The sequence below is a fragment of the Microbacterium sp. USHLN186 genome (assembly GCF_037145155.1).
Taxonomy (GTDB): Bacteria; Actinomycetota; Actinomycetes; order Actinomycetales; family Microbacteriaceae; genus Microbacterium.
This window is the reverse complement of record NZ_JBBCYA010000002.1, coordinates 643,061-669,723: the sequence shown is the minus strand read 5'-3', so window position 1 is coordinate 669,723 and position 26,663 is coordinate 643,061. Positions and strand designations below refer to the sequence as shown.

24 protein-coding genes, 1 tRNA gene and 1 other RNA gene are annotated in these 26,663 nt (G+C 69.9%); 12 read left to right on the top strand and 14 right to left on the bottom strand.

What is annotated here, in order from left to right; translation table 11 throughout:
- Window positions 1–163: 163 nt before the first annotated feature.
- Window positions 164–1,042: a manganese catalase family protein gene (locus tag WFG93_RS07225; RefSeq protein ID WP_336645629.1), complete on the bottom strand. Its 879-nt coding sequence runs from the start codon at window positions 1,040–1,042 to the stop codon at window positions 164–166.
- Between the two features lie 127 nt (window positions 1,043–1,169).
- Window positions 1,170–1,415: a hypothetical protein gene (locus WFG93_RS07220; protein ID WP_336645628.1), complete on the bottom strand. Its 246-nt coding sequence runs from the start codon at window positions 1,413–1,415 to the stop codon at window positions 1,170–1,172.
- 200 nt (window positions 1,416–1,615) lie between these two features.
- Between WFG93_RS07220 and WFG93_RS07215 the strand changes: the two genes are divergently transcribed.
- The gene (locus WFG93_RS07215) at window positions 1,616–2,707 is read left to right on the top strand and encodes a YihY/virulence factor BrkB family protein (protein WP_336645627.1); all 1,092 of its coding nucleotides are present in this window, start codon (window positions 1,616–1,618) and stop codon (window positions 2,705–2,707) included.
- Between the two features lie 81 nt (window positions 2,708–2,788).
- A complete protein-coding gene (gene betT, locus WFG93_RS07210; protein ID WP_336645626.1) occupies window positions 2,789–5,065 on the top strand; it encodes a choline BCCT transporter BetT in 2,277 nt (758 codons plus the stop codon).
- Window positions 5,066–5,067: 2 nt separating this feature from the next.
- Here the strand turns inward: betT and WFG93_RS07205 are convergent, their stop codons facing one another.
- Window positions 5,068–5,958 carry a DUF72 domain-containing protein gene (locus tag WFG93_RS07205; protein ID WP_336645625.1) on the bottom strand — a complete coding sequence of 297 codons (891 nt, stop codon included), beginning with the start codon at window positions 5,956–5,958 and terminating at the stop codon, window positions 5,068–5,070.
- Window positions 5,959–6,076: 118 nt separating this feature from the next.
- Between WFG93_RS07205 and WFG93_RS07200 the strand changes: the two genes are divergently transcribed.
- Window positions 6,077–6,289, top strand: coding sequence for a hypothetical protein (locus WFG93_RS07200; protein WP_336645624.1), 213 nt, complete (start codon window positions 6,077–6,079; stop codon window positions 6,287–6,289).
- 7 nt (window positions 6,290–6,296) lie between these two features.
- Here the strand turns inward: WFG93_RS07200 and WFG93_RS07195 are convergent, their stop codons facing one another.
- On the bottom strand, window positions 6,297–8,306 hold the full coding sequence (locus WFG93_RS07195; RefSeq protein WP_336645623.1) for a DUF262 domain-containing HNH endonuclease family protein: 2,010 nt from the start codon (window positions 8,304–8,306) through the stop codon (window positions 6,297–6,299).
- Window positions 8,307–8,476: 170 nt separating this feature from the next.
- Between WFG93_RS07195 and WFG93_RS07190 the strand changes: the two genes are divergently transcribed.
- Window positions 8,477–9,250 carry a hypothetical protein gene (locus WFG93_RS07190; protein ID WP_336645720.1) on the top strand — a complete coding sequence of 258 codons (774 nt, stop codon included), beginning with the start codon at window positions 8,477–8,479 and terminating at the stop codon, window positions 9,248–9,250.
- 210 nt (window positions 9,251–9,460) lie between these two features.
- Window positions 9,461–9,964 (top strand): DUF3145 domain-containing protein, encoded by a 504-nt coding sequence (locus WFG93_RS07185; RefSeq protein ID WP_336645622.1) that lies wholly within the window; start codon window positions 9,461–9,463, stop codon window positions 9,962–9,964.
- Window positions 9,965–9,972: 8 nt separating this feature from the next.
- Here the strand turns inward: WFG93_RS07185 and WFG93_RS07180 are convergent, their stop codons facing one another.
- From WFG93_RS07180 to aceE, 7 genes are all read right to left on the bottom strand, one after another.
- On the bottom strand, window positions 9,973–10,443 hold the full coding sequence (locus WFG93_RS07180) for an ASCH domain-containing protein (RefSeq protein ID WP_336645621.1): 471 nt from the start codon (window positions 10,441–10,443) through the stop codon (window positions 9,973–9,975).
- On the bottom strand, window positions 10,440–11,678 hold the full coding sequence (locus WFG93_RS07175) for a beta-ketoacyl-[acyl-carrier-protein] synthase family protein (protein ID WP_336645620.1): 1,239 nt from the start codon (window positions 11,676–11,678) through the stop codon (window positions 10,440–10,442). Before WFG93_RS07175 ends, WFG93_RS07180 begins: the two co-directional genes overlap by 4 nt.
- A gap of 91 nt (window positions 11,679–11,769) precedes the next feature.
- Window positions 11,770–12,018 carry an acyl carrier protein gene (locus tag WFG93_RS07170; protein WP_336645619.1) on the bottom strand — a complete coding sequence of 83 codons (249 nt, stop codon included), beginning with the start codon at window positions 12,016–12,018 and terminating at the stop codon, window positions 11,770–11,772.
- 64 nt (window positions 12,019–12,082) lie between these two features.
- On the bottom strand, window positions 12,083–13,084 hold the full coding sequence (locus WFG93_RS07165) for a beta-ketoacyl-ACP synthase III (protein ID WP_336645719.1): 1,002 nt from the start codon (window positions 13,082–13,084) through the stop codon (window positions 12,083–12,085).
- Window positions 13,075–14,052, bottom strand: coding sequence for an ACP S-malonyltransferase (locus WFG93_RS07160; protein ID WP_336645618.1), 978 nt, complete (start codon window positions 14,050–14,052; stop codon window positions 13,075–13,077). Before WFG93_RS07160 ends, WFG93_RS07165 begins: the two co-directional genes overlap by 10 nt.
- Before the next feature lie 93 nt (window positions 14,053–14,145).
- The gene (locus WFG93_RS07155; protein ID WP_336645718.1) at window positions 14,146–15,336 is read right to left on the bottom strand and encodes a PucR family transcriptional regulator; all 1,191 of its coding nucleotides are present in this window, start codon (window positions 15,334–15,336) and stop codon (window positions 14,146–14,148) included.
- Window positions 15,337–15,364: 28 nt separating this feature from the next.
- The gene (gene aceE / locus WFG93_RS07150) at window positions 15,365–18,091 is read right to left on the bottom strand and encodes a pyruvate dehydrogenase (acetyl-transferring), homodimeric type (protein ID WP_336645617.1); all 2,727 of its coding nucleotides are present in this window, start codon (window positions 18,089–18,091) and stop codon (window positions 15,365–15,367) included.
- A 153-nt stretch (window positions 18,092–18,244) separates the two neighbouring features.
- Here aceE and WFG93_RS07145 point away from each other — a divergent pair.
- Window positions 18,245–18,317: transfer RNA gene (locus WFG93_RS07145), tRNA-Val, on the top strand.
- Window positions 18,318–18,358: 41 nt separating this feature from the next.
- Here the strand turns inward: WFG93_RS07145 and WFG93_RS07140 are convergent.
- The gene (locus WFG93_RS07140) at window positions 18,359–19,879 is read right to left on the bottom strand and encodes an HNH endonuclease signature motif containing protein (RefSeq protein WP_336645616.1); all 1,521 of its coding nucleotides are present in this window, start codon (window positions 19,877–19,879) and stop codon (window positions 18,359–18,361) included.
- A 115-nt stretch (window positions 19,880–19,994) separates the two neighbouring features.
- Window positions 19,995–20,837 (bottom strand): aldo/keto reductase, encoded by an 843-nt coding sequence (locus tag WFG93_RS07135; RefSeq protein ID WP_336645615.1) that lies wholly within the window; start codon window positions 20,835–20,837, stop codon window positions 19,995–19,997.
- An 81-nt stretch (window positions 20,838–20,918) separates the two neighbouring features.
- On the opposite strand from WFG93_RS07135, the gene WFG93_RS07130 reads away from it, so the two are divergent.
- From WFG93_RS07130 to rnpB, 4 genes are all read left to right on the top strand, one after another.
- Window positions 20,919–21,326 carry a YchJ family protein gene (locus WFG93_RS07130; protein WP_336645614.1) on the top strand — a complete coding sequence of 136 codons (408 nt, stop codon included), beginning with the start codon at window positions 20,919–20,921 and terminating at the stop codon, window positions 21,324–21,326.
- Window positions 21,327–21,335: 9 nt separating this feature from the next.
- Complete coding sequence (locus WFG93_RS07125) at window positions 21,336–22,070, top strand: zinc ribbon domain-containing protein (protein ID WP_336645613.1); 735 nt, start codon at window positions 21,336–21,338, stop codon at window positions 22,068–22,070.
- A gap of 60 nt (window positions 22,071–22,130) precedes the next feature.
- A complete protein-coding gene (locus WFG93_RS07120) occupies window positions 22,131–23,846 on the top strand; it encodes a bifunctional 3'-5' exonuclease/DNA polymerase (RefSeq protein ID WP_336645612.1) in 1,716 nt (571 codons plus the stop codon).
- A 26-nt stretch (window positions 23,847–23,872) separates the two neighbouring features.
- Window positions 23,873–24,229, top strand: an RNA gene (gene rnpB / locus WFG93_RS07115) — RNase P RNA component class A.
- A gap of 65 nt (window positions 24,230–24,294) precedes the next feature.
- Here the strand turns inward: rnpB and ppgK are convergent.
- Window positions 24,295–25,038, bottom strand: coding sequence for a polyphosphate--glucose phosphotransferase (gene ppgK, locus WFG93_RS07110; protein ID WP_336645611.1), 744 nt, complete (start codon window positions 25,036–25,038; stop codon window positions 24,295–24,297).
- A gap of 69 nt (window positions 25,039–25,107) precedes the next feature.
- Between ppgK and WFG93_RS07105 the strand changes: the two genes are divergently transcribed.
- Both WFG93_RS07105 and WFG93_RS07100 read left to right on the top strand, forming a co-directional pair.
- Window positions 25,108–25,323: an SPOR domain-containing protein gene (locus WFG93_RS07105; RefSeq protein WP_336645610.1), complete on the top strand. Its 216-nt coding sequence runs from the start codon at window positions 25,108–25,110 to the stop codon at window positions 25,321–25,323.
- Window positions 25,324–25,325: 2 nt separating this feature from the next.
- A complete protein-coding gene (locus tag WFG93_RS07100) occupies window positions 25,326–26,663 on the top strand; it encodes a glutamine synthetase family protein (RefSeq protein WP_336645609.1) in 1,338 nt (445 codons plus the stop codon).

Sequence of the window (26,663 nt, the reverse complement as noted above, 5' to 3'; positions counted from 1 at the left end):
CCCACCGCTCGTTCGGTGTAAGCGATCTTCAGCCACGCCGCGCGGCTGCAGATAGGGGTTGCGCATTCCCGGGAAGTGTGGGGGAAGCAGCGCATCGCCGCCATCCGAAACGCTGCTTCGCCTGAGGTACCTCGCGCCGCGAGCTGTCGGACTGAGTTGCGCGTCACTTGTCGCTGAGCTTGTCCCGGATCACGCCCTCGGCCTTGTCGATCACGTTCGGCCGGCCATCGGTGCCGTAAAGTCGCGGGTCCGGACGGGTGGGCGGGGGCATCGGCACCGATCGCTCGGGCGCTGCGAGGTAGGTGAACTCGCCGCCGTCCGGCGCCGGTCCGGAAGCCCACGATCCCTTCGCAGCGTCCTCGCCGTCGGAGAAGTTGATGTACTGATGGCTCGCGTCGCGCGCCTCCTGCGAGCGCGGGAAGTTGCTGGGCACGGGGATGTCCTCCACGCCCTCCTCACGGAGCTCCTGAGCGGCGGCGATCCACTGGTTCTGGTGCATCGTGTCGCGCGCGAGCAGGAACGACAGCAGCTCGCGCACGCCGTGATCGTCGGTCATGTTGTAGATGCGCGCGACCTGCAGCCGTCCCTGCATCTCGGCGTTGGCGTTCGCGGTGAAGTCCGCGAGGAGGTTGCCGCTCGCGGTGACGTACGAGCCCATCCACGGGTTGCCGTTGCTGTCGACGGGGCGGGCGCCCGCTCCCGAGACGATGGCGGACTGCACGTCCATGCCGCCCATCACCGCCCCCAGCACCGGGTCGGAGGCCGCGGCGGCTTCGGACTGCTCCACCGGGCTCTTCTCGAGCAGCTGCGCGATCATGATCGCCAGCATCTCGACGTGGCCGAACTCCTCCGCCCCGATGCCGTAGAGCAGGTCGCGGTACTTGCCGGGAATGTGCGCGTTCCAAGCCTGGAACCCGTATTGCATCGCCACGGTGATCTCGCCGTACTGCCCGCCGAGCACCTCCTGCAGCCGCCGGGCGAAGAGCGCGTCGGGCTTCGCCGGACTCGCTGAGAACTGCATCTCCTGCTTGTGGAAGAACATCGGAACCCCTTCGTCGTCGATGCCGCCGGCCGGCGGCGGAGCGGCAACCGTAGGCCGGTGGCGCGATCTCGACCAGGGGGGTTCCGTGTGCGAAAGCGCAGGCGTAACCTGCACCCGGATCGGACGGCTATGCGGAAGTGTCCTCGCCGGCGTCGGACGAACCGGCGTCCGCGGCATCCGCAGCGCCCTCCGTGTCGGTCTGCGGGCCGCCGATCACGCCGATGCCGACCGCGCTGTGATCAGGCTCGGGCTGGTCGGGGTGCTCCGCCTTGGGCTCCTGACCGGGGTCCTTCTCGGTGCTCGGCTCCTGCAGCTCCTCGGTGGTCGGCTCCTCGTCGCCGCGTGCGTGCGTGTTCTGCTGGTCGTCCGACATCGGGTCTCCTCTCGTCGCGTGAGCCGCGGTCGCGGTCTCCTGTCTTCCCCACGGTGCCCGGCCGAACCATGCCGGTGCAAGGGCTTGACGCGGCCGGCGCAGGACTAGCACCGGGCGCGTTCGCGCGGCAAGGCGGACGCCCGTGCGAAGCGGATGCGAGAGCATGAGGGCATCGGGTCGGATCCGGACGGGAAGCCATCATGAGCACACACGCCAATGCAGGACGCGGCAACGCGAAGCAGAGCAACGCGAAGCAGGACCACGCGAAGCGGGGCGACGCGAAGCAGAGCGACAGGGGCCAGGGGCGCGCGCGACTCGACGACGGGGAGCACCGCGCCGCGGCCGCGCTCATCATCCGTCGCGCCGCGCGCGGCTTCTTCCGCAACTACTGTCCGGATGCCGCTGCCGGGCTCACCTTCTACGCGCTCCTGGCGATGTTCCCGACGTTCATCGCGGCGTTCTCGGTGATCGGCGTGTTCGGTGAGAAGCGGGGGGCGGCGAAGGCCGTGCTCGACATCGTCCGAGAGGTGGCGCCGGATGACGTGATGCAGGCGCTGCGACGCCCGCTCGAGGAGGTCGCATCCGCGTCAGGGGCGGGCTGGCTGCTCGTGCTGGCTCTCGCGCTGGCGCTGTGGTCGGTCGCGCGCTACGTCACGGCGCTGGGCCGGATCATGAACCGCATCTACGGCGTTCCCGAGGGGCGGATGTTCTGGAAGGCGAAGCCCGCGCATCTGCTCGTGACCCTGGCTGTCTTCGTCCTCGTCACCATCGCCGTCGGCCTCGCGGTGATCAGCTGGCCGCTCGCGCAGGCCCTGGGCGAATCGATCGGGGCGGGGGAGACCGCACTGACCATCTGGCGCATCGCGCGCTGGCCCGCTGTGGTGATCGTCGTCTGCCTGATCGTGGCCATCCTCTACTACTTCGCTCCGAACATCGACCATCCCCGGTTCCGTCTGATGAGTCTCGGAGCACTGGTCGCGATCGCGGTGTTCGCTCTGGCCTCGCTCGGGTTCGGCTTCTACGTGACCAGCCTCGCCGACTACGACCGCGTGTACGGCTCGTTCGCCGGCATCGTCGTCTTCCTGCTGTGGCTGTGGATCGGCAACATCGCGCTGCTGATCGGGGTGCTCTTCGACGCCGAGGTCGAGCGCACGCGCGAGCTGCGGCGCGGGGAGCCGGCCGAGCGGGAGCTGCAGGTGCCGCTGCGCGACACCGAGCGGCTGGAGAAGCTCGCCGAGAACGACCTGATCGATGAGCGCCGCTCGCGGCGATTGCGCCGCTCGCGCCGCTGAGCGCGCGGGCGCTGCTGTCGCGCCATCCATGGCGATCCGACGCCCGCATTACACTTGCGGCGGGGGAGCGAAGGAGCAGCGATGACGGAACCGCGGCACGATCCCACGCGCGATGGTGCAGTCATCCGCGGCCACGTCGAACGCGAGCGGGGCCGTCTGACAGCCCGACAGCGTCCCTCCCCGGACGACGCCGATCGGCCCCCGGTCTCGAGCAGCGAGCTGCGTGCTCGCGGTCCGGCGGAGTTCGTCGAATCGACGCGCCCGCGCGTGAACCGTCCCGTCCTCATCATCTCCTCGTTGATCGTCCTCGCGTTCTCGCTGTGGGCCATCCTCCTGCCCGCTCAGGCGTCCGGGACGATGCAGCAGGTTGTCGGCTGGATCGCCACGAACCTGGGCTGGTACTACGTCCTCACCATCACCCTGATCATCCTGTTCGTGCTGTGGGTGGCCCTCTCCCGGGAGGGATCGGTGCGGCTCGGCCCCGATCACTCCCGCCCGCAGTACAACCTGTTCACCTGGGTCGCGATGCTGTTCGCGGCAGGTGTCGGCATCGACATGCTGTTCTTCTCGGTCACAGGACCGGTGACGCAGTACCTGGCGCCACCGGCGGTGACGCCAGAGTCTCTGCAGGCGGCGCAGGACGCGGTGGTGTGGACGATGTTCCACTACGGCGTGGCGGGCTGGGCAGTATATGCGCTGCTCGGGATGGCGATGGGGTACTTCGCCTACCGCTGGGGGATGCCGCTGTCGATCCGGGCCGTGCTGTATCCGCTGCTGGGCAAGCGCGTGCGCGGTCCGGTGGGAGCCACCATCGACGTGTTCGCGCTTGTCGGCACGGTGTTCGGGGTCGCCACCTCGATGGGCATCGGCGTCGTGCTGCTCGATGTCGGCTTCGCGTGGATCTTCCATCTGCCGAAGGGACTGTCGCTCGAGATCGCCCTGGTCGTCGTCTCCGTCGTCATGACGATCATCGCGTGCACCTCGGGCGTGGACCGCGGCATCCGAGTGATCTCCGAACTGAACCTGTGGGCCGCCGGAGCCATGGTGCTCTACATCCTGTTCACCGGACAGACCGCGTTCCTGCTCAACGCGATGGTCGAGAACGTCGGGCGGTTCCTGCTGACGCTTCCCGAGCGCACGCTGCAGACCTTCGGCTACGTCGAGGGCGGCGCAGAGTGGATGGCCGGCTGGACGCTGTTCTTCTGGGCGTTCTGGCTGGCCTGGGGCCCGTTCGTGGGGCTCTTCCTCGCTCGCATCTCGCGCGGGCGCACGCTGCGGGAGTTCGTGATCGCCGCGGTCACGGCCCCGGTGCTGTGCGACTTCTTCATCGTGAGCATCTTCGGCAACTCCGCCCTCAAGCGTGTGATGGACGGCGACCGCGCCTTCGCTGAACTCGCCGTCGCCGACCCGGAGGGCGGGTGGTACGCGCTGCTGGAGTCCTTTCCCGGCGCGGCGTTCCTCATCGGGCTGGCTACGCTGTCGGGGCTGCTGTTCTATCTGACCAGCGCGAACTCGGGCGCCATGGTGATGTCGAACTTCTCGTCGATCATCCGCGATCCCGGTCAGGACGGCCCGAAATGGCTGCGCATCTACTGGGCGCTGCTGACCGCAGTGCTGACGATCGCGATGCTCGTCGCCGGCGGGGTGACCACGATGGAGTACGCGACGCTCATCTTCGCCCTTCCTGTCACGGTCATCGCCTACCTCGTGATGGCATCGTTCTCGAAGGTGCTGCGGATGGAGCGCGCTGATCGCGAGGGGCGCACGCTGCGTCCGCGGCGGGCGGCACCCGGCGGCGGACAGGCGCCGGCGAAGAGCTGGCGACAGCGTCTGGCCGGCATCCGCTCGTACGCGTCCCGCGAGGCGGTGGTGCAGTATTCGCAGTCGACGGTCCTGCCGGCGCTGCAGGAGGTGACCGCGGAGTTCACCGAACTGGGCTACGACGTCGCGCTGACCACGGTGCCCGACCTCGACACGGGGGTGCCCGAGCACGTGCTGCGCGTGGCGATCGCTCCCGGCGAGCGGGATTTCCTGTATCGGGTGGCGGGCGTCGTCGCCCCGGTGCCGCTGTTCGGCGGTCGCACGATGACCAAGGGCACCGATGTCTACGTGCGCCTGGAGGTGTTCACCCAGACCGGCTCGGAGGGCTACGACATCGTCGGCCTCACCCGCCTGCAGGTGATCGAGGACGTCCTGGACCGCTACGAGGCGCACCTCGCCTTCCTGCAGTACTCCAGCGAGCACGCCTACGATTCGGTGCTCACTCCGCCACCGGCTGCGCCGGCGACGGACGCGATCGATGTGACCGGCGAAGAGCGTCCGGATCCCGGCGGTGCCACGGCTCGCGACGGTGCCTAGGGTCAGAGCGCCTCGCGCAGCAGCCGTGTGAGTGCGAGCGCATCGTGCGGCGCATAGCCGCGGGCGTCGTTGTCGAAGTACACGAACACGTCCCGTTCATCTGCGCCGCCGGTCCTCGCCCAGTGTCGGCACCGGTGCGCCCACAGCGCCAGCTCCTCGGCGGTGTAGCCACTGGCGTACAGCTCGGCCGCGCCGTGCAGGCGCACATAGACGAACGCGGCCGTGCCCGGTTCGAACTGCGGCCATCGCCCGGCCGTGTCGGCGACGGTGAGAGCGACGCCGTGCTCGTCCAGCAGCCGCCGTGCGGCGGGATCGGCGAATGACTCCGAACGCGGCTCGATCGCGTAGCGCAGCGGTCGGTCGACGTCGTCCTCCAGCCAGGTTCGACCCGTCATCCGCTCGTCGTGCTCCCGCGCGAGCGCGAGCGCCTCGTGGGTGGTGCGCGGCAGCACGTCGAGGAAAGATGCGAGCACGTCGGGCTCGAAACGCTGACGCTCGGGCAGCTGCCACAGGATCGGGCCGAGGGTGGGGCCGAGCGCGAGCAGGCCGGACGAGAAGAAGTTCGCCAGGGCCGCGCGAGCATCGCGCAGCCGCAGCATGTGCGAGATGTACCGCGATCCCTTCACCGCGAACACGAAATCGTCGGGCACCGCTGCCCGCCAGCGCAGGTAGCTCTGCGGACGCTGCAGGGAGTAGAACGACCCGTTCAGCTCCACCGTGGGCATCCGCTCGGCGAGATAGGTCAGCTCCGCGCGCTGCACGAGACCGGTCGGGTAGAAGTCGCCGCGCCACGACCGGTAGCGCCAGCCGGAGGTGCCGACGCGGAACGAGCCCGCTGCGGCCCGGTCGTGTGCGCTCGCGTCGCGGGCGCTCGCGTCGCGGTCAGTGCTCATCACCCGATGCTAGACAGAACCCGGCGGGCGGGAGCAACCCCCTGTGGGCGGAGGCCGCCTCGGACCATCATGGGAAGACGACGCCGGTCGGCGGCGCGGAGAGAAGGGAGCAGCGTTCATGCGCGATCACCAGGACGATCGGGTCGAGGTACCCGAGGCGGATGCGCTCGAGCAGCGCCGTGATGTGCACGAGGAGCCGCACGATCCGGAGCAGAGCGTGACAGGGCCCGAGCCCGAGGTCGCCGCTCAGCAGCTCGAGGCCGACCCGGCCGACGTCGCCGAGCAGAGCATCGACGTGCCGCTCGACGACGAGGAGCACGAGCAGCCCTGACCCCTCGTCACATCACGTTGCCGATGTAGGAGTACTTGACGAAGACCTCCGCGGCGATGCCGGATTCCTCCAGCACGCCCTGCAGGGCGGTCATCATGTAGTGCGAGTCCCACCCCATGTAGAGGAAGTGCGATTCGTCGAACTCATCCCACTGTCCCTTCCATGCCATCTCACCGTAGAGGGGCCCACCGTGCTTCGCGCTGTAGGCGAGGGCCGCGGCGCGGTCGTCCGTCCACGCCCGACGGAAGATGCGGTTGAACAGGGCGCGGACGTCCTTGACCTCCCAGTGCTCCCCGCGGTACTCGCAGTAGTCGAACTCGCGCTCCCAGCCCGCCGGCCAGCCGCGGCGGCGCACGGCGTCCAGCACGGGTGTCAGACCGTCGTCGTCGATCTCACCCACATCCGGGCGCGCCCAGATCCGCAGCAGCTCCGCGGTCAGGCGCACCGTGCGTGCGGAGATGGCGGCGGTGCTCCACGCGGGGATCTGCGCCAGCTCCCTGGTGGCCGAGACAGCGCTGCGGGCATAGGCCTGATCGCGCTTCTCGGGGAACGAGGCGCCGAAGACGCGGAGGGTGAGCGAGTCCTCCAGCAGCGTGAGGTTGCCGAGCGTCGGCGTGAGCGCGCGGTGGGCGTTCTGTTCGTCCTCGCTGTACTCGTTCCACGGGCGAATGCCGTCACCGCTCCACGAGGTGGCGGGAACCGGCGGGACGATCGTCTCGACGTCGTAGCCCGACAGATCGTCGATGCCCTCGATGCGACCGAGCACGTACGCCGGGTGGGGGAGCTCGCCGTACTTCAGCACCGCGCTGACGCGCTCGTCGGAGGGCGTGATGCGGCCGATGGCCCGCATGAGCGCGTCGTGACCCTCGGAGCGTGCGCGACACAGCCGGGCGATCAGGCGATCGGTGGGCAGCCCGACGATCGCGCGACGCAGGAACAGCGCCTGAACCCACTCCAGCACCTCGATGAGCTGCTCTCGCGTGATGAGCCCGCGCCGGTGATCGCCGTACGCGCTCATCACGAGCGGGTAGGCGGTGCGCCCGAACGTGTTCAGTCGCTGCAGCTGGCGCCGGATGCCGGCGTCGGGCTCACCTGCGGGTTCGAGCAGGATGCCGTAGATCTCCGCGTACGCGCGCCAGACCGACGCGTCCGGGCGCAGAGCGTCCGGGTCCAGCCGCGGAAAGGAGCCGCGGAAGGCGGCGTAGACGCCGTGCTCGCCCGCGGCATCGATCTCGCGGCCCGTGGTCATCATCAGGTAGTGGCGCCAGAAGGCGCCGATCGACTCGCCCGTATGCTGCTCGATCGGCAGCCAGAACTCCTCCTCGATCCGCAACTGCTCCGCGTGCGAGAGGCCCATCAGGATGTAGTTGTGGATCAGTTCGTGATCGCGCAGCGGCTGGCCCGTCGAGTTCAGGCTCTCGAAGATCTGCTGCGCGCTGGCGGCGGGGCCGAGCGTGATCGACACGTGCTCCAGACGCTGCAGGCCCCGCCAGATGGCGGCCGCTTCGTCGGCGTGGACCTGGCTGCGGAAGAACGCATAGTTGTCGTCGAAGCGGGACTCCCGATCGGCGTCGTCCCGGCGGTCGAGCACCACGGATTCGTACAGGTGCGCCCACGCGTCGTGCGGGCGGAGCTTGGTGCGGCGGGGGTCGTCGGCGCGCACGAGGACGCGCTCGAGCGCGGCTGAGAGCGGCGGGTCGCTCTCGCGCACGGCGTGGTGCAGCGCGGCGATGAGCAGCATGATCGTGGTGATGCGCTGCTGGCCGTCGATGAGGATCATGTCGCCGCCGTCGGCGCCCGCATCCACGTCTCGACCGGAGAGGATCGAGCCGATGAAGTGCCGGTGCCCGTCGTCCTCGCCGGCCACCGCGCGGATGTCGGAGAGCAGCTTCTCGCACCCGCCGATGTCCCAGCGGTACTGGCGCTGGTAGACCGGGACGACGATGTTGGTCGTGGGGGCCGAGAGCCATTCGATGGTCCCCGTTGCGTGCGCTTCGACATTGGTCGCCGTTGCCATGGCTGCGTGATTCCTCCGTGCGGCGGGGTGACGAGCCGCCGCGTCGAGTCTAGTCCGCGCCCATTTTCCCCGGCCCGGTCACCGGGAGCGCCGGGGAGCGGGAGGTAGGCTTGCCTAAGTAGGGCCTGTTAAAACGTGCTTGCCCCTAACGAAAGGACATGACTCAGATCATGGGATACATCAAGTCCGCCGCACTCGAGGACAAGGGATTCGTCATCCTCGACAGCTACGACAAGGAAATGGACCCGAAGGAATGGCTCGACATCGAGTATGTCGATTGGAAGTCCTCGGGTGACACCCGCTTCTCGCCGCTCGCCAGCGCCAAGGGCGAGATCGAGTGCAACGGCTTCTGGAACCACAAGCCGCCGCGCACCGACAAGGACGGCGTGTGGATCGAATCGCAGACCGCGATCGCCCCGACCCTCACCGCCCGCGCTCAGGAGCCCGGCGCGAACGTCGGCCGCTGCCGCGTCATCGAGCTGCAGCCGACTCCGTACGGCGAGTGCCTCTACAACCTGCACCAGGACGACAACAACCGCCTCAACCCGGACGGCACCGGCTGGGTCGTGCGCGGATTCTTCAACCTCACCGACGATAAGGACAGCTACTTCGTCCTGCGTGAGAACCGCACCGATCCGAGCGTCGAGTACCGCATCGCGCTTCCGGCCGGTGCTCAGCTCATCGTCGACACCCAGCGTCTGTGGCACGCCACCACGCACAACGGCACCGAGCCGCGCTACTGCCTGATCACCTCGTGGGAGTCGGGCCCCGAGCTCGACGCGTACATCGAGAAGTACCACGGCACCGACCAGCACGAGCAGGTCGAGGTCGCGCAGGACGTGCTCGAGGCCGGCTACGCCGAGCAGGCCCGTCGGGATGCCGCTCGCGCCGCCTACTACGCCGCGAAGGGCCAGCAGGCCAAGCTCGCGATGAGCGAAGCGTAACCCTTCGACAAGCTCAGGGACCCATCATGACAAGCTCAGGGACCCATCATGAGAACGGCCCCGGTCACCAGACCGGGGCCGTTCCGGCATCCGGAGTCACACGCTTGTGATTCGTTGCGTTCTGGGCGATAATCGCCGTACAACCGCATAGTTCGCCGCATCTTCGGATCAGGTCGTAGGGGAAGACGTACCTGATGAAACGGAGAGATCATGGCGACGGGATACGCACGCGGAGTGGTGTTCATCCACTCCGCTCCTCGCGCGCTCTGCCCGCACCTGGAATGGGCGGTCGGACGCGCTGTCGGTCGTGCCGTCAGCTTCGACTGGAGCGACCAGCCGGTCCAGCCCGGCACACGCCGCGCGGAGTTCTACTGGGACGGACCGGCGGGGACCGGTGCTGCGCTCGCGACGGCCATCCGCGGCTGGGAGCACCTGCGCTTCGAGGTCTCGGAGGACCCGACGCCGGGCAGTGAGGGCGGCCGCTGGCTGCACACGCCCGACCTCGGCATCCATTACGCGCAGACCGACACCGCCGGCAACATCGTGATCGGCGAGGACCGCATCCGCTACGCGATGGAGATCGCGGCAGGCAGCGCGGCCGAACTGCAGCGCGAGCTGGACGTGGCGCTGGGCTCGGCGTGGGACGAGGAGCTCGAGCCGTTCCGCCACGCCGGCGACGACACGCACGTGGTCTGGCTGCACAAGGTCGGTTGAACCGCGGTTCAGGGCGCGACGTACAGCAGCTCGAACCGCTCGCAGAGCACCGGCATGTCCGGCGCGAAGCCGCGCGGGCCCTCGGAGTGCTCTCGCCAGAACCGCTCGTGCACGGCCCGCCAGTACTGCAGTGTGCGATCTCCCTCGCCCTCGGCATGGGCGTGCTCCGCGGTGACCGCGTCGAACGGCACCACCTCCACAGCAGTGGTGCGAAGCACCGCGCGCGGACGGGCGCCGCCATCGAGGATCACACTGTGCTCGCCGACGACGGGCAGCGCATCGCCGGTGCTCTCGTAGTCCCAGACCGACGACGCCGTCGCGGTCTTGCGGCCCTCGATGACGAGGGCGAGCAGCGAATCCGCGTGCTCAGGGGTCGCGCCGAACGCCCATGCCGCGGGCACCGCGGACGGAAGAGCGGGCACAGCCGCGCGCGCGGCCTGCCAGAACCGCGTCAGTGCCGCCGGGTCCGGCTCGGTCACGAGGCGCTGCGGAAGGCGACGACGGCGTTGTGCCCGCCGAAGCCGAAGGAGTTGCTGATCGCGAGCAGGCTGCCGTCGCCGAGCGGCTGCGGCTCGGTGGACAGCTTGAACGGCACCGCCGGGTCGGGCTCGGTCATGTTGATCGTGGGCGGGGCGACCCGGTCGCGCAGCGCGAGGATCGTGTACACCGCCTCGAGCGCGCCGGTGCCGCCGAGCAGGTGGCCCGTGGACGCCTTGGTGGCGGAGACGGGGATGTCGTCGATCCGATCGCCGAAGACGCGCTTGAGCGCCTCGTACTCGTTGGGGTCGCCCACCGGAGTCGATGTCGCGTGGGCGTTGATGTGCGCCACCTCATCGGGGGACGCGCCGGCCTGGGCCAGAGCGGCCTCGACCGCGCGAGCGGCTCCGGCACCCTCGGGGTCGTTGCCGGTGATGTGGTACGAGTCGGCGGTGACACCGCCGCCCACCAGGTAGGCGTAGATCTTCGCGCCGCGAGCGGTCGCGTGCTCCTCGGTCTCGAGCACGAGTGCCGCGCCGCCCTCGCCCATGACGAAGCCGTCGCGATCGATCGCGCCCGGCCGTGATGCTGTGGCAGGGTCGTCGTTGCGTCGTGACAGGGCCTGGGCGGACGCGAACGAGGCGACGGTGATCGGGTGGATCGCGGATTCCGCGCCGCCGGCGATGACGACGTCGGCGAGGCCGTCCTGCAGGTGCTGGTACGCGTTCGCGATCGACTCGGTGCTCGAGGCGCAGGCGCTGACGACCGTGCGGGCGTACGCCTTCGCATTGAAGTGCAGCGAGAGGTTGCCGGCGCCGGCGTTGGGCATGAGCATCGGCACGGTCAGCGGCATGACGCGACGCGGGCCCTTCTCACGCAGCGTGTCCCACGCGTCGAGCAGCGTCCACACTCCGCCGATGCCGGTTGCCCAGTCGACGCCCAGACGCTCTGGGGCGACCTCCGGCGCACCGGCATCCTCCCACGCCTCGCGCGCGGCGATCAGCGCGAACTGCGTCGACGGGTCCAGCCGCTTCGCCTCATGACGAGGCAGCACCTCCTCCGGGCGCACGACGGCCTCCGCGGCGAAGTGCACGGGGATCTGGTACTTCTCGACCCAGTCGTGGGTCAGCGTGCGGGCGCCGGACACGCCGGCGAGCAGGTTCGCCCAGTTCTCGGGAGCCGTGCCGCCCAGGGCGGACGTGGCGCCGATGCCGGTGACGACGATGCGCTTGGTCATGAGGGTCCTTCGGGGGCGGGGTCGGAAGCGGAATCAGGGCAGGAAGGAGGATGCCACGCCCCGCACGGGGCGGGGGTGGCATCCGCGGGTCTCACTCCTGGCCGGCGACGATGAAGTTGACGGCGTCGGCGACGGTCTTGAGGTTCTTGACCTCGTCGTCGGGGATCGTGACGCCGAACTTCTCCTCGGCGTTGACGACGATCGTCATCATCGAGATCGAGTCGATGTCGAGGTCGTCGGTGAACGACTTCTCCATCTGGACCTCGGAGGCGTCGATGCCGGTCTCGTCGGTGACCAGCTCGGCGAGGCCGGCGAGGACCTCATCCTGGGAAAGGGCCATGGTGTTTCTCCTTTTCGGAAATGGTTGGGAACCGGTGAACAGTCTAGGGACTCCGCCGCGCGGCTCAGGGGAGCACGACGACCTGCGCGCCGAACACGAGTCCGGCGCCGAAGCCGATCTGCAGGGCCAGACCGCCGCTGAGCTCCGGGTGCTCCTCGAGCAGACGGTGCGTGGCGAGCGGGATGGAGGCCGCGGAGGTGTTCCCCGTCGTTTCGATGTCGCGGGCGATCACGGTGGTCTCCGGCAGCTTCAGCTGCTTGGCGAACTCCTCGACGATGCGCAGGTTCGCCTGGTGCGGGATGAACGCGGCGAGATCGGATGCCTGCACACCGGCGCTCTCCAGCGCTTCGCGCGCGACCTTGGCCATCTCCCACACCGCCCAGCGGAACACTCGGGGTCCCTCCTGGCGCAGCGTCGGCCAGGGGGCCTTGCCGTCGCGGAAGTCGGTGAGCGTGTGGTTCATGCCGACCAGGTCGGCCTTCGACCCGTCCGAGCCCCACACGGTCGGGGAGATGCCCGGGGTGTCGCTCGGGCCGATGACGACCGCACCGGCGCCGTCGCCGAGCAGGAAGGAGATGCTGCGATCGGTGGGGTCGACGACGTCCGAGAGCTTCTCGGCGCCGATCACCACGGCGTGGCGGGCGGCACCGGCGCGGATGAGCGCGTCGGCCTGTGCGATCGCGTAGGCGTAGCCCGCGCACGCGGCGTTCATGTCGTAGGCCGCGGCCGGGTTCGCCCCGATCCGGTCGGCGACGATGGCCGCGACCGACGGCGTCTGCTTGGGGTTGCTGATCGTCGCCACGATGACGAGGTCGATCTCGGCGGGGTCGACGCCCGATCGGCTGACGGCCTCGGCGGCGGCATCGGCGGACAGCTCGATGACCGTCGTCTCTGGCACTGCACGGGTGCGGGTGATGATGCCGGTGCGCTGGCGGATCCACTCGTCACTGGAGTCGATGGGGCCGACCAGGTCGTCATTGGGCACGGCGTTCTCGCCGCGTGCCGCACCCACCGAGTAGATGCGGGTGTGGGCCGGGCCGGTGGCCTGCTTGAGGATCACTGGGATTCACTCCGTTCGCTGGGTTCTGCCCGTTCGCTGGGTTCTGCCTGGTCGCCGGGGGCTGCCGAGCTCAGCAGCTCCACGGCTGCGTCGAGGTCGTCCGGGGTCTTCACGGCGACGTTCGGGACGCCGCGCAGCCCGCGCTTGGCGAGACCGACCAGTGCGCCGGCCGGGGCGACCTCGATGAACCCGGTGATTCCCGCCTCGGCGAAGGACTGCATGCACAGATCCCAGCGCACGGGCGACGAGACCTGGGTGACGATGCGCTTCAGCGCGTCGTGTCCGTCGGTCACGACCGCGCCGTCGCGGTTCGACCACAGAGTCAGCGCGGGGTCCGCCGCGCTGACACCGGAGACGGCTGCGCGCAGGGTCTCGACCGCGGGAGCCATGTAGGAGGTGTGGAACGCGCCGGCGACCTGCAGCGGCATGACCCGCGCGCCGCGCGGGGCGCGCTCGGCCAGCTGCGCGAGCGCGGGCAGCGCCCCCGCGGCGACGATCTGGCCGGCGACGTTGTAGTTAGCCGGGGTGAGCTCCAGCTCCTCGAGCAGGGCGATGACCTCGTCGGCGTCGCCGCCGAGCACTGCGCTCATGCCGGTGGGCGTGTGCGCGGCGGCATCCGCCATCGCTCGGCCCCGGATGCCGACCAGCCGCATGGCGTCCTGCCCGGCGAGCACCTGCGCGCCGACGAGGGCTGCGAGCTCGCCGACCGAGTGGCCGGCCACCCCGTCCGCGGTGCGACCGGCGCGGCGGGCGAGTTCGTCGGCGGCGATGAGCGAGGCAGCGACGATGAGCGGCTGCGCGATGCGGGTGTCGCGGATCGTGTCGGCATCCGACTCGGTGCCGTGAGCGATGAGGTCGACCTCAGCCGCGTCGGAGTATGCGGCCAGCTGGTCGGCGACGCCGTCCAGCTCGAGCCAGGGTGCGAGGAACCCGGGAGTCTGCGAGCCCTGTCCGGGCGAGGCGACGACGATCACCAGTCCAGTCTGCCAACGATCCGCTCCGCATGGTGGATGAAACATCACAACAATGTCGGAATCGATTGTGCGTGGCGCACAGTCGGGCTGCGGTCAGCGGCGGCGCGGCAGGGGACGACGACGCGACGGCTCGGCGGCGCCGATCGATCCGAGGATCAGCGCGGTCTGCAGGATGAGCGCCTCGCGCGGCCCCGTGGCGTCCCACCCGATCACCTCGGTCACGCGCTTGAGCCGGTAGCGCACCGTGTTGGGATGCACGAACAGCTCGCGGGCGGTGGCCTCCAGCGAGCGGCCGTTGTCGAGGTAACTCCACAGCGTGGTGACCAGATCGGTGGAATGGGCCTGCAGCGGGCGGAAGATCCGCTCGATCAGCGTCTGCTTCGCCAGCGTGTCGCCCGCGAGGGCGCGCTCGGGGAGCAGGTCGTCGGCCTCCACCGGTCGCGGAGCTCCTCGCCACGCCTTCGCCACGGCGAAGCCCGCGAGCGCGGCGCGCGCGCTCTGGCCCGCGTCGACGAGGGCGGAGACCGGAGGACCCAGCACGACGTACCCCGAGCCGAACGAGGGCTCCAGTCGCTGCGCGATCTCGCTGAACGGCAGCTCCTCGCCCTCGACCTCCTTGCCCGGCACGCGGGCTCGTCCGATCACCAGCACCAGCCGTGACCCCTGCACGCCGATGAGGACGTCCACCGAGAGGCGACGAGCGGTGCGGCGCACGAGGTCGACGTCGAACTGCGGCGGGGTGGTGCCCACTATCACGCACACCTCGCCGTGACCGTGCCAGCCGAGGGCCGCGATGCGGCTCGGCAGCTCCTCATCGGCCTCACCGGTGAGGATGGAGTCCACCACCAGCGCCTCGAGACGGGCATCCCACAGCCCCCGTGCCTCCGCAGCGCGCGCGTACACGTCGGCCGACGCGAAGGCCACGTCCCGCGAGTACAGCAGGATCGCCTCGCGCAGATCCTCGCCGCGGCCGGCCACGCGCTCCTCGGTGACCTCGACCGTGACGCGGATGAGCTGCAGCGTCTGCTGCAGGCTGACGCTGCGCAGCAGCTCGCGCGGAGCGGCGGCGAAGATGTCGGCGGCGATCCAGGGCGTGGAGGTGGGGTCCTCGTACCACTGGATGAAGGAGGTGATGCCTGCCTGGGCCACCAGCCCGACGGCGGAGCGCCGGGCCGGTGGCATGTCGGCGTACCAGGGCAGGGTGTCCTCGAGCCGCTTGATCGTCACCGTGGCGATGTCGCCGGAGATCCGGCGCAGCCAGGCGAGCGTCGCGGCCTTGTCCATGGCCTGCTGGGTGGTACTGCTCACAGGGTCAGCTCTCGCCGCCCGCGTTTCCGCTGGTGCCCGCGTTCACGTCGAACAGCCGGTACTTCTCGATCGCCTGGCCCACCACGGAGCGGTCGACCTTGCCCTCGTCGGCGAGCGCCTGCAGGGTGCGCACCACCATCGAGGGGCCGTCGATCTTGAAGAAGCGACGGGCCGCGGCGCGGGTGTCCGAGAAGCCGAAGCCGTCGGCGCCCAGCGTGTAGTAGGGGTTCGGCACCCAGTTGCGGATCTGGTCCTGCACCGCGTGCATGTAGTCGCTGACCGCGATGACGGGGCCCTCGGCATCCTGCAGCTTGCGCGTCAGGTACGCCGTCTGCGGCTCCTCCTCGGGGTGCAGGAAGTTGTGCTCGTCGACCGCGAGGCCGTCGTGACGCAGCTCGCTCCACGAGGTCACCGACCACACGTCGGCGCTCACGCCCCAGTCGCTCTGCAGCAGCTGCTGCGCCTCCAGAGCCCACGGCACGCCGACGCCCGAGGCGAACAGCTGGGCACGGTGGCCCTCGCCGCTGCCGGGCTTGATGCGGTGGATGCCGCGGATGATGCCGTCCACGTCGACATCCTCGGGCTCCTTCGGCTGCACGAGGGGCTCGTTGTAGACGGTGATGTAGTACATCACGTCGGGGTCGGGGTGGCTGCCGCCGTACATCCGCTCGAGGCCCGAGCGCACGATGTGCGCGATCTCGTACCCGTATGCGGGGTCGTAGGAGACCGTCGCCGGGTTGGTCGAGGCGAGCAGGGGGGAGTGACCGTCGGCGTGCTGGAGTCCCTCACCGGTCAGGGTGGTGCGTCCCGCAGTGGCTCCGATGATGAAGCCGCGTGCCATCTGGTCGCCGGCCGCCCACAGGGCGTCGCCCGTGCGCTGGTAGCCGAACATCGAGTAGAAGATGTAGATCGGGATCAGCGGCTCGCCCTGCGTGGAGTACGACGTGCCAGCGGCGGTGAACGCCGCGACGGCGCCGGCCTCGTTGATGCCGACGTGCACGATCTGGCCCTGCGGGCTCTCCTTGTACGCCAGCAGCAGCTCGCGGTCCACGGAGGTGTAGTGCTGACCGTTCGGGTTGTAGATCTTCGCGGTGGGGAAGTACGCGTCGATGCCGAACGTGCGGGCCTCGTCCGGGATGATCGGCACGATGCGGTTGCCGAAGTCCTTGGCGCGCAGCAGGTCCTTGAGCAGGCGCACGAACGCCATCGTGGTGGCGATCTCCTGCGTGCCGGAGCCTTTCTTCGGCAGCGCGTAGGTCGCGTCGTCGGGCAGCGTGAACGCGGTGTGCTGCGTCCGGCGCTCGGGGATCATGCCGCCCAGGCTGCGGCGCCGCTCCAGCATGTACTGGATCGTCTCGTCGTCCTTGCCGGGGTGGTAGTACGGCGGCAGGTACGGGTTCTCCTCGAGCTGCGCGTCGCTGATCGGGATCTGCATGGTGTCGCGGAACGTCTTGAGGTTGTCCAGCGTCATCTTCTTCATCTGGTGGGTCGCGTTGCGGCCCTCGAAGTGCGGGCCCAGGCCGTAGCCCTTGACGGTCTTGGCGAGGATGACGGTGGGCTGACCCTTGTGCTCCATCGCGGCCTTGTACGCCGCGTACACCTTGCGGTAGTCGTGACCGCCGCGGCGCAGGTGCCAGATGTCGTCGTCGGAGAGGTCCTTCACGAGGTCGGCGGCGCGCTCGTCGCGGCCGAAGAAGTTCTCGCGGATGAACGCACCTGATTCGGCCTTGTAGGTCTGGTAGTCGCCGTCCGGGGTCGCGTTCATGATGTTCAGCAGCGCGCCCTCGGAGTCGCGGGCGAGCAGGTCGTCCCACTCGCGCCCCCAGATCACCTTGATGACGTTCCAGCCCGCGCCGCGGAAGAACGACTCCAGCTCCTGGATGATCTTGCCGTTGCCGCGCACCGGGCCGTCCAGGCGCTGCAGGTTGCAGTTGATGACGAAGGTGAGGTTGTCCAGACCCTCGTTGGCCGCGACCTGGAGCTGACCGCGGCTCTCGACCTCGTCCATCTCGCCGTCGCCGAGGAAGGCCCAGACGTGCTGGTCGGCGGTGTCCTTGATGCCGCGGTTGGTGAGGTACTTGTTGGCCTGTGCCTGGTAGATGGCGTTGATCGGACCCAGACCCATCGACACGGTCGGGAACTGCCAGTAGTGCGGCATCGACCGCGGGTGCGGGTACGACGGCAGCGCGTGGCCCGCGTGCGACTTCTCCTGACGGAAGCCGTCCATGTCGGCCTCGCTCAGGCGCCCCTCGAGGAAGGAGCGGGCGTAGATGCCGGGGGAGGCGTGGCCCTGGATGAAGATCTGGTCGCCGCCGTTGGGGTGGTCCTGACCGCGGAAGAAGTGGTTGAAGCCGACCTCGTACAGCGACGCCGCGCCGGCATAGGTGGAGATGTGTCCGCCCACGCCGATGCCGGGGCGCTGCGCACGGTGCACCGTGATGGCTGCGTTCCAGCGGATCCAGTGCCGGTAGCGGCGCTCGATCTCCTCGTCGCCGGGGAAGTCGGGCTCGTTCTGCGCGGCGATCGTGTTGATGTAGTCGGTGGTGGGGACCATCGGCACACCCAGGTGGCGCTCCTTGGATCGCTTGAGCAGGCTGAGCATGATCTCCCGGCCGCGGCCGGGGCCCTTGGCATCCACCAGCTCATCGAGCGACTGCTGCCACTCGCCGGTCTCCTCCGGATCGCTGTCGAGAGGTGCCTGGGAGTACGGATCCTGGTCGTGGACGGTCACGTGGAGCCTTTCGTCAAGCTGGCAGGTCGTGCCAATGAAACGGGATGCCGCATCCGGAGCCTTGTCGGCTGCGCACAACGCGGACTGTGCTCAGCCTATATCCGTTCCCGAGGACGGGTATCGGCAATTCCGCACCGTAGAATGTGGGTGTCAGGGCCTTTAGCTCAGCTGGTAGAGCGCCACGTTTACACCGTGGATGTCGTCGGTTCGATCCCGGCAGGGCCCACCGTTCCTTCTTCATAGAACCCTTCATAGAACCCGGCCGTCTCAGCGGAACCGCACGCCGGCTCCTCGAGACAGGGCCGCCGACAACGCCTGCTCGGTTCCCGCTCGGATCCGCGGACGTCGCCACTGCCGGTGCGCATCCCACCACGCCGGGCCGCGGATCTCCGGCACTCCGCGCTGCATCCGGATCTCCCACCCGCTGGTATCGAGCGTGCGGTGATGATGCCAGCACAGCGCGACACCGTTGTCGGTGTGCGTGGGGCCGCCGTCGGCGTACTCGCGGACGTGATGCAGCTCGCACCAGTTCGCCGTCACGTGGCATCCCGGGATGACGCACTCGCGGTCGCGGAGGATGATCGCGCGGCGCTGCAGCGCGGTGAAGATGCGCGCGGTGGTGCCGAGGCCGACGATCGCACCGCGCTCGTCGAAGAGGACCCGCTGCACGCCACCGGCGCAAGCGGTGTGCCGGGCAACGGACGCGGGGACGTCCCACCCCGTGCCCTCGATGCTCGCGCGCTCCGCCCCCGATGCGAAGCCCTCAGCACTGATCGAGACGACGAGCGTCGGTGCGGCTCCGCCGAGCAGCGGGAAGCCGCCGGTGGCGGCCGCCGCGGTCAGTATCGATGCGAGCGCGTCGTGCCGCATCTGTGCCGGGCTGCGCGGGTCCACCGGATCCGGCAGCTCGCCGTCGCCCCCCGACCCGTCATCTGCTCGGTCGAGCCCCGGGGCCATCGCATCCGCGACCGCATCGGACTCCGCATCGGCTCCTGCGTCCGGCCGAGCGACCGGGTCCGCCTTGGGGGAGAGCAGGCTGTCGAGCAGACGCTGCAGCTGCCCGGCGACTTCGGGCAGAAGCGCGCCGGACACCGGCACGGTTCCATCTCGCAGCCGGCCCAGCGTCAGGCCGCGCCGGCGGTGCGCTCGCGCGTCTTCCGGCTCTTGCCCGTCGGGATCGAGCAGCAGCACGATCCGCTGCGCGAGGGCGCCGAGTTCGTCGGTGGTCGGCGGCGGACCGGCACGGCCGTCTTCCGCCGCGAGGTCCAGGCCGCGGGCCGCCTGCGCGAGGACGGCGTCCGCGTCGTCTCTGTCAGCCACGCTCAGGCGCGTGGCCACCCGGTCGAGAGGCGCGGTGCAGGCCAGTAGCCCGGCGATGGACAGATCTCCCTCACGCAGAGCGCGGCCGAGCTGCTCGTATCGCGCGGGCAGCGCAGTGCCGGAAGACAGCTCCATCTCGCGGTGCGTCGCCTGCGCACCGGCGACGTAACGGCGCGCGGCCGCCGTGTCGGTGCGCAGCGCACGCCGCAGCAGCTCGGTCGCGTCGCGGCATCCGGCCCTCTCACTGACCCGCGCCTCTCGCGGCTGCAGATCGCGGTCGAGGACCCGCCCGGTCGCGGTGGTGATCACGGCATCCAGCCGGCGCTGCACGGCGCCGGCGCGCACGAGCACCTCGATCAGCTCCGCGGCGGAGGCCGCATCGAACTGATCGTCGGGCTCGTCGGACATCGCGGAGGACTGAAGCAGCTGCTCGAGCTGATCCAGGACCGTGGCCGCCGTCGATGTCATACCGCCATTGAACAGGGGGCCACCGACATCGGAAGCGCTGATCAGGCGATGTTCTCGAACTGTGGATAAGTCATCGGCGATGACGGTTGTGCAGAAGGAGTGACCGCGCCGACCGTCACATCTCCTCGTGCGTGGCGGGGTCTGCGTCGAACAGCCGGCCGTCCTCCCGCCCGAGCGCCGTGATCGCCTCGACTTCGGCGTCATCGAGCACGACAGCGGCGGCGGCGAGGTTCGCGCGCTGGTGCTCGGCCGAGGATGCCTTCGGGATCGAGACCGTGCCGCGGGCGACGTGCCAGGCGATCACGGTCTGCACCGGGGTGATCTCGTGGGCGCGGGCGATCTCGACGATCACGGGTTCCTGCACGACCTCCTTCGCCCGCCCGAGCGGGCTCCACGCCTCGGTGAGGATGCCGCGCTCGGCGTGCAGGGCCAGGGCCTCGGCCTGCGGGAAGTAGGGGTGCACCTCGATCTGATTGACGACCGGCCGCACCCCGGTAGCGTCCTCGATGCGCTCGAGATGCTCTGGCAGGAAGTTCGACACGCCGATCTGGCGCACCGTGCCGCGCTCGCGGGCGTCGACGAGCGCCTGCCAGGCCTCGACGTACAGGTCACGGTCGGGGTTCGGCCAGTGGATGAGGTGCAGGTCGGTGATGTCGAGCCCGAGCCGCAGACGGCTCTCCTCGATGCTCAGGCGCGCGGGCGCGGCGGCGTGATGCCGCCCGGGAAGCTTGGTGGTCACGACGATCTCGTCCCGTTTCACGCCCGAGGCGGCGACGCCGGCGCCCACGGCTCCCTCGTTCTCGTAGTTGAACGCCGTGTCGATGAGGCGGTATCCGCTGCGGATGCCGGCGGCGACGGCATCCGCCCCCGCATCGCCGTTGAGACGGTACGTGCCCAGACCCACCGCCGGCAGACGGAAGCCGTTGTGGGCGGTGAACTGCGGCATCTGCTCGGACATGCTCTCTCCTTCGTGATCGCGGTCCCGCCAGCCTACGGCGCGGGCAGCGGCCGAGACGGTCACGGCTGGCACCATGGACTCATGTCCGAGATCGTGGTACCCGACCCCGCGCAGCGCTGTCCCTGCACGAGCGGCGATGCCTGCGGCAGCTGCTGCGGGCCGGTGCTCGCCTCCGGTTCGGCGCCGACCGCGGAGCGGCTCATGCGCTCGCGGTTCACGGCGTTCGCGATCGGCGACAGCGCCCACCTGCTGCGCACCTGGCATCCGTCGACGCGGCCCGCGACGCTCGACCTCGACGACAGTGTGCGCTGGACCCGTCTGGACATCCTCGACCGGCAGCAGGGCGGGCCGTTCGACGAGGAGGGCGTGGTCGAGTTCGAGGCGTTCCACCGCGGGCCGCACGGCGCCGGGTCGCTGCACGAGCGCAGCCGATTCGTGCGGGAGCGGCGCCAGTGGCTGTACGTCGACGGAGTGACCCGCAGCGGATAGATTTGAGGGGTGAAAGCCAGCCCCGAGAACCAGCGCCGACTCCTCGACATCGCCGACCTGGATCGGCGGATCGCCCAGACCGAGCGGGCGCGCACGCAGCCGGCGCAGGGACCGCGCATCAACGAGCTCGCTGCGCAGCGCCAGCGCCAGATGGGCGAGCTGACCACGCTCACCGGCGCGCTCGACGATGCGCGCGCCGAGCTCGGGCGGCTGGAATCGGACGTCGCCCTCGCCACCCAGCGCCGCGATCGCGACGCCCAGCGCCTGGAGTCGGCCACCGATGCGAAGCAGGCGCAGGCGCTCGAGAACGAGATCGACAGCCTCGGCCGGCGCATCAGCATGCTCGAGGACGCGCAGCTGGAGGCGATGGGACGCGTCGAGGAGGCGCAGGCCGCCGTCGACGCCCAGCAGGCCCTGGTGGATCAGACGCAGTCCGAAGGGGCGCAGCTGACCGCCGCGGCGAAGGCGGAGATGGCCGCGGCCGGCACGGAGGGGGAGCACCTCACCCGGGACCGCGCTGCCATCGCCGCGTCCATCTCGGCCGAACTGCTGGCGGAGTACGAGCGGCGCGCCGCGCGTGGCGGCATCGGCGTGGGTCTGCTGCGGCGCGGCATCTGCGAGGGATGCCAGATGGTGCTCGCCGGCATCGAGCTGAACGCGGTGCGCAACGCCGCCGTGGATGACGTGGTCTCGTGCCCCGAGTGCGGCGGCATCCTCGTGCGCACCGAGGAATCCGGGCTGTGACCGTCCGCTGCCGTCCGGGCGGCAGCGCTGATGCCGCACGTCGGTGAGAGACCGGATGCGGTGACGCGACCCGCCGAGCCGCCGCATGCCCTGGTGGGGCGCCGGCCGAGCGGGGAGTGGCTGATCGAGCTGCACGCCGAGGCCGGGACCGATGCGACGATCATCGAGGTTCGCGCCGGCGAGCTCGTCGCGCGGGTGCGGGAGATCGAGCAGCGGCTCTCGCCGCGCTGGACGGTGCGCAGTCTGCGCACGTTCTACCCACCGCTGCTGGCCGCCGGCGTGCGCCTGCGCCGCGCGCACGATCTGCTGCTCTGCCACGCGATCCTGCGCGACACCGCGTCGCTCTCGCACCCGCTGGCGGCGTCTGGTCGCTGGGTGCGCGGGGACGAGACGGCGGATGCCACGGCTCCGCCGAGCCTGTTCGATGCGGACGTCGTGGGCGCAGAACGCGACGACGACATCGACGAGGTGCGTGCCCAGTGGCGCGCGCAGCTTGCGGCACTGGCCTCGGCGCCCGACACCCGCCTGGCGCTGCTGTGCGCGGCGGAATCGACCGGTGCGCTCATCGCGGAGGAGATGACTGCGGCGGGCCTGCCGTGGAGCACCGCGACCCATCGCGGCATCCTCGCGCAGCAGCTCGGGCCGCGACCGCTGCGCGGAGCACGTCCGGCGCGGATGGCGGAGCTCGCCACGGAGATCGGGCACCGCCTGGATGACGCGAGCCTGAACCCCGACAGCCCACCCCGCCTGCTGCGCGCGCTGCACCGGGCGGGCGTGTTCGTCGAATCCACCTCGCGCTGGGAGCTGTCGCGCGTGGAGCATCCGGTCGTCGCACCGCTGCTGGAGTACAAGAAGCTCGCCCGGCTGTTCGCGGCCAACGGATGGGGATGGCTGGATGAATGGGTGCGCGACGAGCGGTTCCGCCCGATCTACCTCACCGGCGGCGTGGTGACCGGGCGCTGGGCCTCTTCCGGCGGCGGAGCGCTGCAGATACCGCGGCAGCTGCGCAGTGCCGTGCGGGCCGACCCCGGCTGGGTCCTCGTCGACGCGGACGTCGCCCAGCTCGAACCGCGGGTGCTCGCCGCGATGTCGCGTGACAGCGCGATGGTGGATGCCGCGCGCGGCCGGGACCTGTACGAGGGCGTTGTGCGCTCGGGAGCGGTGGCGACGCGCGATGAGGCGAAGTACGCCGTGCTCGGGGCGATGTACGGCGCGACCACCGGCAAGAGCGGCCAGCTCGTGCCGCGGCTGCGCACGGTGTACCCGCGGGCGATGGGGCTCGTGGACGCCGCGGCGCGCACCGGCGAGCAGGGCGGGGTGGTGAGCACGCTGCTCGGGCGCAGCTCGCCGCGACCCGACAATGCCTGGCGTCTCGCCCAGTCGCAGGCCGGCGGGCCGGATGCCGCAGGCGCCGAGGAGAGCCGCGCGCGCCGCAGCGCCCGCGATCGCGGGCGCTTCACCCGCAACTTCATCGTGCAGGGCACGGCCGCGGAGTGGGCGCTGCTGTGGCTGGCCGAGATCCGTCATCGCCTGATGGCGCTGCCACCGGCATCCGTGCCGGCGACGGCATCCGGCCCCGTCTTCCGCGAGCGCGCTCACCTCGCCTTCTTCCTGCACGACGAGGTGATCGTGCACGCCCCTGCCGAGCAGGGCGAGGCGGTCGCGGGCATCCTCCGTGATGCTGCCGATGCGGCGACCGCACGGCTGTTCCCGGGGTTCGCCGTCGATGTGCCGCTCGACGTGCACGTCGCGGAGGACGCGGCGAAGGACGGATAGCGGGGCGCGTAGACTCGAGGTGCGAGTGGGTCGGCCGGACGGCCGCGTGGCGCGTGAGCGCACCGAGGAACGTCCGGGCTCCACAGGGCAGGGCGGTGGGTAACACCCACCCGGAGCGATCCGCGAGACAGTGCCACAGAGAGAAGACCGCCCCCTCGGGGGTAAGGGTGAAAGGGTGGTGTAAGAGACCACCGGGGAGCGCGGTGACGCGCTCCGCCAGGTAAACCTCGCCCGGAGCAAGACCAGACAGAGGACGTCGACGCGGCCCGCCGAGTCCTCGGGTAGGTCGCTGGAACGACACGGCAACGTGTCGTCGAGAGAGATGGCCGTCAAGGGAGCGAAGAACTCCTGAACAGAACCCGGCGTACAGGCCGGCCCACTCGCCCCCGAACACCCAGAAGGACCCGACCACCGGAGTGATCGGGTCCTTCTGCGCGTGTGGGGCGGGTCAGCCCACAGACAGCGCGGCCGCGCCGATGATGCCGGAGGCGTTGCGGTGCACGGCCGAGACGATCGGGGTCTTCAGCTCCAGCAGCGGCAGGAACTTCTCGGGGTGCTTGGACACCCCGCCGCCGACGACGAACAGATCGGGGCTGAACAGGAACTCGACGTGCGAGTAGAACTGCTGCAGCCGCGCCGACCAGTCCTCCCACGACAGGCTCTCGCGCTCCATCGCGGAGTACGCGGTCCAGCGCTCGATCGACTCCCCGTCGCGCTGCAGATGGCCCAGCTCGGTGTTCGGGATCAGCTCGCCGTTATACAGGAAGGCCGAGCCGATGCCCGTGCCGAGCGTGGTCATGATGGTGAGTCCGCGCGCGTCGCGCGCCGCGCCGTGACGCGCCTCGGCGACGCCGGCGGCATCCGCGTCGTTGACGAAGGTGATGCTGCGGCCCAGGCCGTCCTCGAAGAACTTCTCGGCCTCGAAGTCGACCCACTCCTTGGAGATGTTGGCCGCCGACAGCGTCCTGCCGTACTTGACGATCGCCGGGAACGCGACGCCGAGGGGCAGCGTGGAGTCGCCGACGCCGAGCGTGTCGAGTACGTCGCGCACGGTGTCCAGCACGTCTGCGGGGTGCGCCCCCTCGGGAGTGGGCACGCGCACCCGATCCGAGTCGAGAGTGCCGGTGGCGAGGTTGACGATGCCCGCCTTGATGCCCGTTCCGCCGATGTCGACGCCGATTGCCTGTGCCATGGCGAATAGCCTAGCGAGGACGCGACCTGCGATTAGGATCGTGACGACACCCCCGACGAAGGAGCTGACATGTCCGACGGCGACGAGAAGTACTGGTACAACCTCAGCACGGGCGAGGTCGAGTTCGGCATGCAGTCCGCTGCGGTTGACCGGGTGGGTCCGTTCGACACGGCGGAGGCAGCGGCGCAGGCGCCGGAGACGCTGCGGCAGCGCTCGCGGGCGTGGGCCGAGGAGGATGCCGCCGACGACGCGTGGGGTGCGAGCTCTCTCGAGTCGGGAGAGTGACGATGGACAAGCAGCGCGACTTCGTGCTGCGCACCATCGAGGAGCGGGGCGTGAAGTTCGTCCGGCTCTGGTTCACGGATGTGATCGGCACGCTGAAGTCCGTCGCCATCGCGCCTGCCGAGGTGGAGGGTGCCTTCGCGGAGGGGATCGGCTTCGACGGCTCCGCCATCGAGGGGCTCACGCGCACCTACGAGTCGGACCTGCTCGCACAGCCCGATCCGACCACCTTCCAGATCCTGCCCTGGCGCGGTGAGGTCGACCCGACCGCGCGCATGTTCTGCGACCTGACCACCCCCGACGGCCGCCCCGCGGTCTCGGATCCCCGCAACGTGCTGCGTCGCGCCCTCGCGAAGGCCGCCGACGCCGGTTTCACCTTCTACACGCACCCCGAGATCGAGTTCTACCTGCTGAAGTCGTCGGAGATCGGTCCCGAGGGGCCGGTGCCCGCCGACAACGCGGGGTACTTCGACAACGTCCCCGGCGGCACGGCGCACGACTTCCGGCGCAGTGCGGTGCGGATGCTCGAGGACCTCGGCATCTCGGTGGAGTACAGCCACCACGAGGGCGGACCCGGCCAGAACGAGATCGATCTGCGCTACGCCGACGCGCTGACGACGGCCGACAACATCATGACCTTCCGCACCGTGGTCAAGGAAGTGGCGATCGAGCAGGGCGTGTATGCGACGTTCATGCCCAAGCCGCTCAACGACCATCCCGGCAGCGGCATGCACACGCACCTGTCGCTGTTCGAGGGCGACGTGAACGCCTTCTACGAGGCCGGCGCGGAGTACCAGCTGTCCATCACCGGGCGCCGCTTCATCGCGGGCCTGCTGCGGCATGCGAACGAGATCGCCGCCGTGACGAATCAGTTCGTAAACTCCTACAAGCGACTGTGGGGCGGTGACGAGGCGCCGAGCTTCCTCACCTGGGGCCACGCCAACCGGTCCGCGCTCATCCGGGTGCCGATGTACAAGCCCAACAAGGGCCAGTCCACTCGCGTGGAGTACCGTGCGCTGGACTCCGCCGCCAATCCGTACCTCGCCTACGCTCTCATGCTCGCCGCCGGGCTGAAGGGCATCGAGGAGGGGTACGAGCTGCCGCCGGAGGCGGAGGACAACGTGTGGTCGCTGAGCGACTCCGAGCGCCGCGCCCTCGGGTACGCGCCGATGCCGGCGAGCCTGGATCACGCCCTCGAGTACATGCGCGACTCGGAGCTGGTGGCCGAGACGCTCGGCGAGCAGGTCTTCAACTACGTGCTGCTGAACAAGCAGAAGGAGTGGGAGGCGTACCGCGGTCAGGTGACCCCGTTCGAGCTCAAGAACAACCTCGGGCTGCTCTGA

Excerpts from the sequence above, each read along its gene's own strand:
- WFG93_RS07130 (WP_336645614.1), top strand. The coding sequence starts at position 20,919 with ATGTCCGAGATCGTGGTACCCGACCCCGCGCAGCGCTGTCCCTGCACG.
- WFG93_RS07135 (WP_336645615.1), bottom strand. The coding sequence starts at position 20,837 with ATGTCCGAGCAGATGCCGCAGTTCACCGCCCACAACGGCTTCCGTCTG.
- WFG93_RS07155 (WP_336645718.1), bottom strand. The coding sequence starts at position 15,336 with ATGGACAAGGCCGCGACGCTCGCCTGGCTGCGCCGGATCTCCGGCGAC.
- WFG93_RS07105 (WP_336645610.1), top strand. The coding sequence starts at position 25,108 with ATGTCCGACGGCGACGAGAAGTACTGGTACAACCTCAGCACGGGCGAG.
- WFG93_RS07170 (WP_336645619.1), bottom strand. The coding sequence starts at position 12,018 with ATGGCCCTTTCCCAGGATGAGGTCCTCGCCGGCCTCGCCGAGCTGGTC.
- WFG93_RS07195 (WP_336645623.1), bottom strand. The coding sequence starts at position 8,306 with ATGGCAACGGCGACCAATGTCGAAGCGCACGCAACGGGGACCATCGAA.
- WFG93_RS07225 (WP_336645629.1), bottom strand. The coding sequence starts at position 1,042 with ATGTTCTTCCACAAGCAGGAGATGCAGTTCTCAGCGAGTCCGGCGAAG.
- WFG93_RS07100 (WP_336645609.1), top strand. The coding sequence starts at position 25,326 with ATGGACAAGCAGCGCGACTTCGTGCTGCGCACCATCGAGGAGCGGGGC.
- WFG93_RS07190 (WP_336645720.1), top strand. The coding sequence starts at position 8,477 with ATGGGATACATCAAGTCCGCCGCACTCGAGGACAAGGGATTCGTCATC.
- betT (WP_336645626.1), top strand. The coding sequence starts at position 2,789 with ATGACGGAACCGCGGCACGATCCCACGCGCGATGGTGCAGTCATCCGC.
- WFG93_RS07200 (WP_336645624.1), top strand. The coding sequence starts at position 6,077 with ATGCGCGATCACCAGGACGATCGGGTCGAGGTACCCGAGGCGGATGCG.
- ppgK (WP_336645611.1), bottom strand. The coding sequence starts at position 25,038 with ATGGCACAGGCAATCGGCGTCGACATCGGCGGAACGGGCATCAAGGCG.
- WFG93_RS07205 (WP_336645625.1), bottom strand. The coding sequence starts at position 5,958 with ATGAGCACTGACCGCGACGCGAGCGCCCGCGACGCGAGCGCACACGAC.
- WFG93_RS07220 (WP_336645628.1), bottom strand. The coding sequence starts at position 1,415 with ATGTCGGACGACCAGCAGAACACGCACGCACGCGGCGACGAGGAGCCG.
- WFG93_RS07215 (WP_336645627.1), top strand. The coding sequence starts at position 1,616 with ATGAGCACACACGCCAATGCAGGACGCGGCAACGCGAAGCAGAGCAAC.
- WFG93_RS07185 (WP_336645622.1), top strand. The coding sequence starts at position 9,461 with ATGGCGACGGGATACGCACGCGGAGTGGTGTTCATCCACTCCGCTCCT.
- WFG93_RS07175 (WP_336645620.1), bottom strand. The coding sequence starts at position 11,678 with ATGACCAAGCGCATCGTCGTCACCGGCATCGGCGCCACGTCCGCCCTG.
- WFG93_RS07140 (WP_336645616.1), bottom strand. The coding sequence starts at position 19,879 with ATGACATCGACGGCGGCCACGGTCCTGGATCAGCTCGAGCAGCTGCTT.